This window comes from Streptomyces sp. B15 (assembly GCF_018070605.1).
GTDB classification, from domain to species: Bacteria; Actinomycetota; Actinomycetes; order Streptomycetales; family Streptomycetaceae; genus Streptomyces; species Streptomyces smyrnaeus.
Map to the genome: position 1 here is coordinate 1 of NZ_JAGPXJ010000151.1, position 10457 is coordinate 10457.

9 protein-coding genes are annotated in these 10457 nt (G+C 72.3%); 6 read left to right on the forward strand and 3 right to left on the reverse strand.

Annotated features, from left to right (window positions below; all coding sequences use genetic code 11):
- Positions 1 to 234: 234 nt before the first annotated feature.
- Positions 235 to 1092: a hypothetical protein gene (locus KBY19_RS34480; protein ID WP_185019335.1), complete on the reverse strand. Its 858-nt coding sequence runs from the start codon at positions 1090 to 1092 to the stop codon at positions 235 to 237.
- A 458-nt stretch (positions 1093 to 1550) separates the two neighbouring features.
- On the opposite strand from KBY19_RS34480, the gene KBY19_RS34485 reads away from it, so the two are divergent.
- The 5 genes from KBY19_RS34485 (at position 1551) to KBY19_RS34505 (ending at position 6260) form a co-directional block, all read left to right on the forward strand.
- A complete protein-coding gene (locus KBY19_RS34485) occupies positions 1551 to 2174 on the forward strand; it encodes a transglycosylase family protein (RefSeq protein WP_247691719.1) in 624 nt (207 codons plus the stop codon).
- A 325-nt stretch (positions 2175 to 2499) separates the two neighbouring features.
- The gene (locus KBY19_RS34490; protein ID WP_185016454.1) at positions 2500 to 3753 is read left to right on the forward strand and encodes a glycosyltransferase family 4 protein; all 1254 of its coding nucleotides are present in this window, start codon (positions 2500 to 2502) and stop codon (positions 3751 to 3753) included.
- Positions 3750 to 4718 (forward strand): hypothetical protein, encoded by a 969-nt coding sequence (locus tag KBY19_RS34495; protein ID WP_210957569.1) that lies wholly within the window; start codon positions 3750 to 3752, stop codon positions 4716 to 4718. Before KBY19_RS34490 ends, KBY19_RS34495 begins: the two co-directional genes overlap by 4 nt.
- A 68-nt stretch (positions 4719 to 4786) precedes the next feature.
- The gene (locus KBY19_RS34500; protein ID WP_210957568.1) at positions 4787 to 5773 is read left to right on the forward strand and encodes a YafY family protein; all 987 of its coding nucleotides are present in this window, start codon (positions 4787 to 4789) and stop codon (positions 5771 to 5773) included.
- Positions 5774 to 6044: 271 nt separating this feature from the next.
- Positions 6045 to 6260 carry an I78 family peptidase inhibitor gene (locus KBY19_RS34505; RefSeq protein WP_185016451.1) on the forward strand — a complete coding sequence of 72 codons (216 nt, stop codon included), beginning with the start codon at positions 6045 to 6047 and terminating at the stop codon, positions 6258 to 6260.
- A gap of 68 nt (positions 6261 to 6328) precedes the next feature.
- On the opposite strand, the gene KBY19_RS34510 is transcribed toward KBY19_RS34505, so the two are convergent.
- Positions 6329 to 7228 carry a phosphatase PAP2 family protein gene (locus KBY19_RS34510; RefSeq protein WP_307842761.1) on the reverse strand — a complete coding sequence of 300 codons (900 nt, stop codon included), beginning with the start codon at positions 7226 to 7228 and terminating at the stop codon, positions 6329 to 6331.
- Between the two features lie 347 nt (positions 7229 to 7575).
- On the reverse strand, positions 7576 to 8739 hold the full coding sequence (locus tag KBY19_RS34515) for a glycosyltransferase family 39 protein (protein WP_210967414.1): 1164 nt from the start codon (positions 8737 to 8739) through the stop codon (positions 7576 to 7578).
- Between the two features lie 324 nt (positions 8740 to 9063).
- On the opposite strand from KBY19_RS34515, the gene KBY19_RS34520 reads away from it, so the two are divergent.
- Positions 9064 to 10457 (forward strand): MFS transporter (locus KBY19_RS34520; protein ID WP_210967415.1); only part of this gene is annotated, 1394 nt, incomplete at its 3' end.

The following is a 10457-nucleotide window of genomic DNA, read 5'->3' on the forward strand; positions in this document are numbered from 1 at the left end:
GGGGGCCCGCGGGGCCCCCGGTTGCGCACACCGCGCGCCCGTGGCCGAGATGAGGTTGGTGGGCTCGGAGAGGCTCGTATTGCTGCACGTCTGCCCAACGACCGTGCGGCGTCCCGGATGCGGTCCCGTGTGACGAATGACCGGATCGCACGGGTTGTCCCTGTCTGTTCGCGCTGTCGCTCCCGGTCGCCCCCTGCGGCCGGGAGCGGTTCGCGCGCGGCGGTTGCGGGCGGCTCATGTCCCCGTCAGCGGCATCGTGCCGGCGACCAGGACGCCGCCGGCCGCCGCCTTCTCCAGAGCTTCCCGCAGCAGGTCCTCGCGGGGCTGCTGGCCGATGGAGCCGGCGGGCGCCGCGTAGACCACCACGGTGTGGCTCTTGGCCGCCGCTGTGCGCCAGCCCTCGGTGACGGCGAGCGGCTGGTGGGCCTGCCACCAGGCGACCGGTTGCCCGCCGGGGGTGGCGGGGGGCTGGAAGACGGCGTGCAGCTGCCCCATGGCCACCAGCACCGACCAGCCGACGACCGGCGCGGGCAGCCGTCCGACCTCGGTGACGGGCATGAAGCCCTGCTCGATCAGCAGCGGCAGGAAGTCGTCGCCCGGACCGTCCGACCCGGGGCGCGCGATGGGGCCGGTGGGCTCGACGACGAGGGCGGGATGGGCGGCGTCGTCGATGAGGACCTGCCCGCAGGTGACTCCCAGCACCGCCTGGCGCGCCCCGCCCTCAGGAGTCGCCGCACGGGAGGGGGCGGTGGGCGGCGGGACGGCCGGAGCGGGGGCGGCAGGCGCGGCAGGTGGCGCGCTCCGGCCGGTGGCGGGTGCGGGTACGTCCGCGGCGAGGGAGCGGACGGCGCCCTGGAGTTGGTCCTCGGTGACAGTCACCACCTGGGACGGGATGCAGACCGCGTGTGCGAAGGCGAGGACGGCGGTCTCCTCGCCGACGAACAGCACGGTGCTGGTGCGCTCCTGCTGGGTGTTGCCCCGGGCGCGGCACGAGGTGCAGTCGTAGTCTCCTGGGTCGTTCTCTCCGGCGAGCAGCCTGTCGGCTTCTGCTTCGCCGATCTCGGCGCGTACGGCGTCGCTGACATCGAGCATGGGGGACACGGGAGCTCCTGGCTTTGGGTTCCTGTTCGCCTGGACAACGGGTGATCTGTGGTCGCGGTCACGCGCGTGCGCCTGCGCGCGTCCCCTGTTCGTACGCAAGCGGTCACATAAGAGGGGGAAGAGCTCACACGCCGTCAACAGCTGTGGGGGCCACGAGACTTCGGCCGGTGAAGTGACTCACAACGAGGAGGTCGCGCTGTCAACTACTGCCCGAATTGCTGGTGTTTGGGGGGTGTCCTAAAACCGCTGTTATAGTTGGTAACCGGCGCATGGCCTGCAAAGACATGGTTCTGGTTGAAAGTCGGGCGAGACGGTCCCTACATTCCTCGGCGGTGCAACGAGCATCACCCGGGACAGGTGGAGCCGAGTGCGGGCGCCGGATGCGTCCACCGGCACTCGGCCACACGGGGGAGACACGGGGTTTCCCGGGTTCGTCGAGAGGGTTTGATTTGTCCAAGCGTCGTACAGCAGTGCTCACGGGTGCCGGTCTCGCCGCCCCGCTCGCCCTGCTCGCCGCCACGGCTCCGACGGCCTCGGCGGCGTCGAACGACGGAGTGTGGGACCGCATCGCCCAGTGCGAGAGCGGAGGGAACTGGCAGACCAACACCGGCAACGGCTACTACGGCGGTCTGCAGTTCTCGGCCGGCACCTGGAAGGCGTTCGGCGGCGGTGCCTACGCGCCCACCGCCGACAAGGCCGGCAAGGCGCAGCAGATCGCTGTGGCCACCAAGGTGCAGCAGGCTCAGGGCTGGGGTGCGTGGCCCAACTGCTCGGTCAAGGCGGGAGCCTCCGGCACGCCGCCGCAGGCGTCGCAGCCGGCCGGCGGGTCGCAGCAGTCCGGGCAGGAGTCCGCGCCGCAGGCCGGGTCCCCGTCGGACGACCGCCCTGCCCCGCGCGCCGACCGCGGCTCCGCACGCGAGGGCTCCGGCAACTACACCGTCAAGGCCGGTGACACCCTCGGCTCGATCGCCGCGGCGCACGGGAAGAGCTGGAAGGACGTCTACAGCGCCAACAAGGACGTCATCGGGAACGACCCCGACCTCATCCTCGCCGGTCAGAAGCTCGACGTCTGAGCCCTGCCGGCCGGCCCACGGCCATGGGGCACGGCGGCCCCGCCAGGCACGGTGCCTGGCGGGGCCGCCGTGTGTTCGGGTCGCGGCTGTTCGGTGCGGCTCCCTCGCATCCTCGCGGTTCAGTCCCCGGACGCCCGAGGCACCGACTGGACGTCTGAAGCACAGAAGAAGTTCCCACCACAGGGTCACAAAAGTAAAACCATTCAGAACTCTTCTGAAACAACCTGCTCAATGCGCCCAACCCCTCCCGGTACTTAACGGTCTAGCTCGGTGGCAGGCGGACAGAGGGGGACTGAACCGCGAGGATGCGTGGGACTCGGGTAAAATGCACATTTCTTTCTTGCTTCACAACGGGTACGCCATCGGGGGAACCGTCCGTACCACCTACAACCTGGCGCGCTCCCTGGCCGAACACCACGACGTCGAAGTCGTCTCGGTCTTCCGGACGCGGGACCGACCCGTCTTCGACCCGGGGCCGGGGGTGAAACTACGCCATCTCGTCGACACCCGCGGGGTGCGCTCCGCCGAGGCCCTGGGCACCGAACACACCCTGCCCGCCCGGGTCTTCCCGGAGGCCGACGGCAAGTACCCGATGTACAGCGCGCTGACCGACCGCCTCATCGGGGACCATCTGGCCGGCATCGAGGCGGACGTGGTGATCGGCACCAGGCCGGGACTCAACACCCATATCGCGCGCCAGGCCAGACGCGGCCCCGTACGGCTGGGCCAGGAGCACCTCACCCTCGCGACACACTCCCGCCGCCTGAAGCTCGTACTGCGCAGCGTCTATCCCCGGCTCGACGCGCTGACCACCGTCACCGAGGCCGACGCCGCCGACTACCGCCGCCTGCTGCGGCTGCCCGGGGTCCGGATCGACGCCGTGCCCAACAGCGTGCCCGACCCCGGTGTCACCCCCGCCGACGGCAACAGCAAATGGGTGGTCGCGGCGGGCAGGCTCGCCCCGGCCAAACGGTACGACCTGCTGATCCGCGCCTTCGCCAAGGTGGTGGCCGAACGCCCCGACTGGCGACTTCGCATCTACGGCGCGGGACAGGAGCGACCGGGACTTCGCGCCCTCATCGATGAACTCGGCCTCTACAACCACGTCTTCCTCATGGGGCCCATCCACCCCATCGAGCCCGAGTGGGCCAAGGGGTCGATAGCGGCCGTCACCTCCAGCCTGGAGTCCTTCGGCATGACCATCGTGGAGGCCATGCGCTGCGGACTGCCCGTCGTCGCCACCGACTGTCCGCACGGGCCCGCCGAGATAGTCCGCCCCGGCGTCGACGGACGCCTCGTGCCGATGGGCGACGAGGACGCCGTCGCCGGGGCGCTCCTCGGCCTGATCAACGACGACGAACTGCGCCACCGCATGGGCCGGGCGGCGCTCGCCGACTCGGCGCGCTTCGACCCCGCCCACATCGGGGCCCGCTACGAGTCGATACTCCGCGACCTGGTCGGCAAGGGCAGCCGGGGGCTGCACCGTACCCGCGCCTCGCTGCTGAGCGGGGCCTACGCCGTCAAGGACGCGCTCACCGGCGCCGGACCGGAAACGCTCCAGGGAGGACGCACCGCATGAGCGGCAGCATCGCCGAGACCGTCACGCCAGGGGCCACGGACACCGCCCACGCCCCGCTCCCCACCGCCGCGGGGGAGAAGAACCGCCACAACGCTGGAGAATCCGTGCCCCCACAGTCCGCCCAGCGCGGCCCGGCCGTCGACTGCACCGCCGACAGCGCGGGGGGCCTGACGTTCGATCTGAGACTCTCCGCAGCCGAAGCACAGGGCGGGGACGTGGGTCTGCTGCTGCGCCGCCGCCCGGGCCCCTCGGCCGAGACGGAGGAGGTCCGGCTGCCGCTGACCCCGGTGCAGGAGGCGGAACCCGGCACGCTGCGCGCCGCGCTGCCCAGCACCGTGCGGCTGACCGAGGGCCGCTGGAACGTCTTCCTCGTGCTCGCCGGCCGCCCCCCGCGCAGACTGGCGCCCGGCGTCAACGACCTGCGCTCGCTGGTCGACCGGGTCCCGCACGAGAGCCGCAGCTGGATGGGCGTCCGCATCCCCTACGCCACCAAGCACGGCAACCTCAGCGTCCGGGCCTGGATGCGCTGGCCGCACGCGGAGGCCGGCGCGCTGCGGGTGCACGACGGCGGGCTGCGACTGAGCGGACGGCTGTACGGGGCCGAAGTGTCCCCCAGCGCGCGGCTGGAGGCGCGGCCACGGCGCGGCGAGCAGGAGCCGGTCGTCGTGGAGGCGGCGGCGGAGGGCCCCGACCAGCGCGAGTTCACCGCCGAACTGCCGTATCCGCCGCTGACCGGCTGCCGGCTGTGGGACCTGTGGCTGCGCCCCGAGAAGGACGCCGAGGCGGTGCGGGTCGCGCGCATCCTCGACGACGTCCCCGACAAGAAACGGATCTTCACCTACCCCGAGCACGCCGTCGAGCCCCGCACCGGCCGGGAGGCGGCCACCGAGCCGCCCACCACCACCGCGAGGCCCTACTACACGCTCAACAACGACCTGGCCGTACGGGTGGACCGCACCGAGTAGTACGGCGGTGGGCACCCGGCACGCTCCCGCGGACAGGAACTGTCCGCGAGCGGTGCCAGACTCCTGCCATGCTCGATACCTCGGCACGCCTGCTACGGCTGCTCTCACTGCTGCAGACCCACCGTGACTGGTCGGGCAGCGACCTCGCCCAGCGGCTCGACGTCAGCCCCCGGACCGTCCGCAGGGACGTCGACCGGCTGCGCGAACTGGGCTACCCCGTCCATTCCACCAGCGGCACGGCGGGCGGCTACCAGCTCGGTGCCGGGGCCCAACTGCCGCCGCTGCTGCTGGACGACGAGGAGGCGGTCGCCGTCGCCGTGGGGCTGCGCGGCGCGGCCGACGGCGGCGTCGACGGCATCCGGGACGCCTCCGCCCAGGCCCTGGTCAAACTGGAACAGGTCCTTCCGCACCGGCTGCGCCGCAGGGTGAGCGCGCTGAGCGAGTTCACCGTGCCGATGGTCGCCGCCCGTCGCGGCCCCGCGGTCGACGCGGGCACCCTGGCCGAGCTCGCCCACGCCTGCCGCGACCACGAGCGGCTGCGCTTCCGGTACGAGACGCACGACGGCTCCTCCTCCCGCCGCGCGGTGGAGCCGCACCGGCTGGTGACCACCCACCGCCGCTGGTATCTGGTCGGCTGGGACCTGGACCGGGCCGACTGGCGTACCTACCGGGCCGACCGCATCACGCTGACCCCGCCGCACGGGCCGCGCTTCGAGCCGCGTACACCGCCGGCCGAGGACCTGGCCGCCTGGGTGTCCGAGGGGGTCTCCACCCGGGTCTACCCCGCGCGGGCCACGGTGCTGCTGCTGGCGCCCATGGAACTGGTGGCGGAGCGGATATCGATGTCCTCCGGGACGCTGGAGCCGGTGGACGAGCACAGCTGTCTGCTGCGGACGGGAGCGGTCTCGCTGGATGCGCTGCTCGTCCATGTGCTCATGCTCGGCTTCGACTTCGAGGTGCGCGAGCCCGTGGAACTGGTGGAGTACGTCGGACTGCTGCGGGACCGGCTGTCGCGCTCGCTGGCCCCGGAAGCCACGGGGCGGGAGGGGCGGTAATGCGCTCGCCGGCGGAGAAATTCCGAGAGTTTTAAGAAGTACTTCGCGGGCAGTTCAGAAATTCATAAGACAGTCGTCATCGCCGTTGTTCACGGCTCCGCAAACGGAATACGAAGCACCCCGAATTGCGGGCGGGGCGGGCGCTCACAAGCCCCGTACGAGTGAAGCGGGCAACGGGTCGGAGCGCACCGAGCGTTGTGACGCAAGCGTGACGCCGCCGCTGCGAAGGCGGGACTTCCGGCTGCCTGGCCGGTGCGCATACGGTGGGCGTATGGCACCGGAATCCCCCGCACCCCGACCCTCCGACGACGACCCGGGCGGGTATGTCGGCCTCGCCGCCCAGGAGGCTGAACGGCGCGCCCGGGAGCGCGGCTGGACCACTGTGCGGCAATTGGCGCCGGACGCGATCATCACCATGGAGTACGTCACGGGCCGGCTGAACCTGGCGGTCAAGGACGGCCAGGTGGTGCGCTGCTGGCCGGGCTGACGCCCGTCGCCGTCGCCGACCGGCGTCGGCGTGAGAGGGCCGGGCAGGTCACCCCGGCCGGGTAGGTCTCAGTAACGGGAGGAGGCCGGGGCGCGCGCCTCGTCGGCGGCACGCGGCATCGCCGCGCGGGTGCCGTTCCCGGAGTCCTGCGCCGGCACCCGTGCGCCGACCAGGGACTGCCGCGCGGGCACCGGCTGTGCCGCGGGCGGGGCCGGGTTCGGCGCCAGCCATGACCCCGCCGTGCCGAACCGTTCACGCAGCGCGAAGACCAGTGCCTCCACCCGTGCGATGGCCGGTTCGCACCACGGCAGTCCGAGGAGGATCAGCAGTCCGGCCGCCCAGCCGAGGAGTACGTCGCTCACCCAGTGCGTACCGAGGTAGACAGTGGTCGCGCCCACACCGAGCGCGAAGACGGCGGCGACGACGGACAGCCATCGGCGAGCCCGCGGGGTGGTGGCCAGATAGGCGAGAATGCCCCAGGTCACCACGGCGTTGGCGGTGTGGCCCGAAGGAAATATATCGCCGCCGGCCCACAGTTCGGCCGAACCGACCTCGGTGGCGTAGTGCGGTCCCAGCCGGCCCAGACCGATCTTGACCGCACCGACCGAGGCGTTGAGCAGCAGCAACGCGAACCCCAGCGCCAGCAGCGGCCGCAGCGTGCGCTGCCGCCAGGAGCGCCAGCCCAGCCAGGCGGCGACCAGCACCGCCGTGGGTCCGCGCTGGCCCAGCACCACGAAGGCGTCCAGGAAGCCGTGGATGGCGGGCCACTGCTTGTACGGGCGGAAGAGCATGACCTGCCAGTCGAGCTGCACCAGCCACGTCGTGCCCAGCACGGCAACCACGATCGCCAGATAGAAGGCGACCGTGGCGCTGAACAGGCCCAGCCGGACAGGGCTCATCCGCGGGAAGGGCCCGCGGGGGCGATGAGGCTCCTGCTCCAGCCGGGAGAAGATTCGGTCGGTACGCACCTAATCGAGATTACCGGGCGTGAAGAGCCGCTTCGGCGATGGCGGCCCCTTCGTGATGCCGATGTGATGTGCAAAAGCGCCCCGCGCGGGCTTAGGTTCTGTTTATCTCCCGCGTTTCCGGCGCCGATTGATTGTCCGACCGGACCGTGAAGCGACTTCGCTCACAGAGGGGTTGGCGCGAATTCTCTCCATTCCCCACTCCCGGCCTCCGTTTTCCCGCGGACCCGCTGCGCTGCCCCCGACGCACACGTGCGCACCCGCCCCGCTGCACCCTCCCGACGCACCCGCCCCGTACGCATCCGTGCGCTGCACACCCGTGCGCTGCACGCCCGCGCACGGCCCTGCCCTCATGGCGGGCCCGAGCCGTTGAGCCACCAGGCGCCGTAACCGGCCGACACCACCGCGAGCGCGCACAGCGCCGCCGCCGCGCGTGCCGGCGTCCACCGCGCCAGTCCGGCCGCCGCCGGAAGCAGCAGCGGGAAGGCGGGCAGCAGCAGCCGCGGCTTGGAGCCGAAGTACCCCTTGGCGCACAGCGCGAGCACCACCACCACGCCCGCGTACACCAGCAGTGCCGGGGGCTGCCGCTGCCGTACGCACAGCACGTACAGCCAGATCACCAGCGCGACGCCGGCCAGCAGCCCGAGGCCGCCGACGACCGTCCCCCTCAGGTGTTCCCCGATGAACCCGGCGAATGCCAGACCACCGTCGAAGCCGTTGCCCCACTGGCCTTGAATGTCCAGATATCCAGTGACACTTCCGGTGCGGAAACCCACCCAGCCGACGTACCCGAACCACCCCGCGGGCGCCAGCAGCAGCCCCAGCGCCATCCGCGGACCGGGCCCGCGCCGCTCCCGCCGCAGCTCCAGCAGGGCCGCGATCCACACCGCTGCCACCACCGCGGCCCCCACCGGGCGCGTCAGCCCGGCCAGCGCCGCCAGCGTGCCCGCCCACACCCAGTGGCCGGTCAGCACCGACCACAGCGCCCACGCGGCCAACGCGGTGAACAGCGACTCGCTGTAGGCCATCGACTGCACCACACCGACCGGGACCGCCGCCCACAGCACCGCCAGACACAGGCCCGCGCGGTGCCCGTGCAGCCGGGCGCCGGTCAGATAGAGCGCCCAGGCCGCCGCCAGCGAGGAGAGCCAGCTCACCACCATCCCGGCGTCCGGTGCGGCGAGCGGCGAGATCTCGGCCAGTCCCCGCTCCAGCGCCGGCAGCAGCGGGAAGAACGCCAGATCGGAGTGGACCCCGCCGTCCGGCAGCCGCACCCGGTAGCCGTACCAGCCCTCGGCGACCCGGGTGTACCACAGGGAGTCCCAGCGGGCCGTGAGCAGCGTGTGGGCGCTCGTGCCGCGGGCGGCGCTCCAGATCGCCAGTACCGCCAGGCCCAGCACGCGAACCCCCGCGTACGCCAGCAGCGCGGCGACGGGCCGGCGCCAGGCCTTCGTACGGTCGGCGGCGGGCCCGGTCGGCGTCGGGGGCGTGCCGGGATCGGCGAGGTCAGTCATTCGGACGATTATTGGCCACCGTGCGGGAGCGCCGGGCAGCGGGACGGGAACCGCCGCTTGTGCGCCCCCTGCCGGAAAACTGCTGGAAAATCGCGGTCATGGAGAGCCGTGCCTCGGGCAGATGCACCGGCGGTGGTCCATCGTTTGAATGGGGGAGCGCTGGACGCCCGCGCCGGTTCGCGTACGCTAACCGGCACTCGCCCCTCTTCACCGGGGCCGGACGCCGACGCCGAACGGGCCGCGCGGGCAGGTGTCGCGACCCGGGCAACCGTCCCCACCCCCACGGTCCGCCCCGCGGGTGCGAGAGCAACAGGAGGTGCGTACATGTCCGGGACGACCACGGCCATATCGCGGAAGGCGGCGGACGTCCCCGAGAACGGAGCGGGAGCCTGGCGGCCCGGCCGGGACGTGAACCGGTGGGTCGTCCTGGTCGTGCTGTGCGCCAGCCTGCTCCTGGTGGCCGTCGACGCCACGGTGCTGCACGTCGCGGTGCCCGCCGTCTCCGAGGATCTGCGGCCCGGCTCGATCGAGCTGCTGTGGATCGTGGACACCTACCCGCTGGTGTGTGCTTCGCTGCTCATCCTCTTCGGCACGCTCGGCGACAAGATCGGCACCCGCCGGGTGCTGCTGTTCGGCTACGGGCTGTTCGCCGCCGCCTCCGCCGTCGCCGCGTACGCAGACACCCCGGCCGTGCTGATCGCCGCCCGGGGACTGCTCGGTGTCGGCGGCGCCATGATCATGCCCGCGACGCTCTCCATCCTCCGCCAGGTCTTCCCCGACCGCCGGGAACGCGCCCTGGCCGTCGGCATCTGGAGCGCCGTCGCCGCGGTGGGCGCGGCCGTCGGGCCGCTGGTGGGAGGAGCGCTGCTGGAGCACTTCTGGTGGGGCTCGGTCTTTTTGATCAACATCCCGCTGATGGCCGCCGGTCTCCCGGTGGGGCGGTGGCTGCTGCCGGAGTCCGCCACCGGCAGCGAAGGCCCCTGGGACGTGCTGGGCGCCGTGATGGGGGCACTCGGCCTCTTCGGGGTGATACTCGGCGTCAAACAGGCGGGCGGCGGCGAGGTGCTCACTCCGCTGTGCTGGCTCCCGCTGCTGGCCGGTGCCGTACTGATCACGCTGTTCGTCCGCCGCCAGCGCCGCCGCCCCCACCCGCTGATCGACTTCGGCACCCTCACCCGCGCCGCCTTCGGCACCTCGGTGGGCTGCATCGTGCTGACCGTGCTGGCGCTGGTCGGGCTCGCGCTGATCGCGGCCCAGTACCTCCAGCTCGTCCTCGGCCTCTCCCCGCTGGAGACCGGGCTGCGGCTGCTGCCGCTCTCCCTCGCCGCCATCGCCGCCGGGCTGCTCGGCTCCCGGCTGCTGGCGCTGCTGGGGCCGCGCACCATGGTCGCCCTCGGCTTCGTCGTCACGGCCGTCGCGGTGCTGTGCCTGACCGGCGTGGACCAGCACGACAGGCCGGGCCTGCTGATCGGCGGTTTCGTGCTGCTGGGCTTCGGCCTGGAGACGACCCTGTTCGGCTGCTACGAGTCGATGCTGAGCGAGGCGCCGGCCGGCCGGTCCGGCGGTGCGGCGGCCGTCGGCGAGACCGCCTACCAGCTCGGCGCCGGTATCGGCATCGCCCTGCTGGGCAGCGTGATGAACGCCGCCTACGGGCCGGGCGTGCGCGATGCCGCACAGAGGCTGGGCCAGCCCGGCGGCGCCGGCGGCGACGCCACCCA

What these genes read in the sequence shown, in the direction of transcription:
- KBY19_RS34490 (WP_185016454.1), top strand. Translation starts at nt 2,500, where the DNA reads ATGCACATTTCTTTCTTGCTTCACAACGGGTACGCCATCGGGGGAACC.
- KBY19_RS34480 (WP_185019335.1), bottom strand. Translation starts at nt 1,092, where the DNA reads ATGCTCGATGTCAGCGACGCCGTACGCGCCGAGATCGGCGAAGCAGAA.
- KBY19_RS34505 (WP_185016451.1), top strand. Translation starts at nt 6,045, where the DNA reads ATGGCACCGGAATCCCCCGCACCCCGACCCTCCGACGACGACCCGGGC.
- KBY19_RS34500 (WP_210957568.1), top strand. Translation starts at nt 4,787, where the DNA reads ATGCTCGATACCTCGGCACGCCTGCTACGGCTGCTCTCACTGCTGCAG.
- KBY19_RS34495 (WP_210957569.1), top strand. Translation starts at nt 3,750, where the DNA reads ATGAGCGGCAGCATCGCCGAGACCGTCACGCCAGGGGCCACGGACACC.
- KBY19_RS34515 (WP_210967414.1), bottom strand. Translation starts at nt 8,739, where the DNA reads ATGACTGACCTCGCCGATCCCGGCACGCCCCCGACGCCGACCGGGCCC.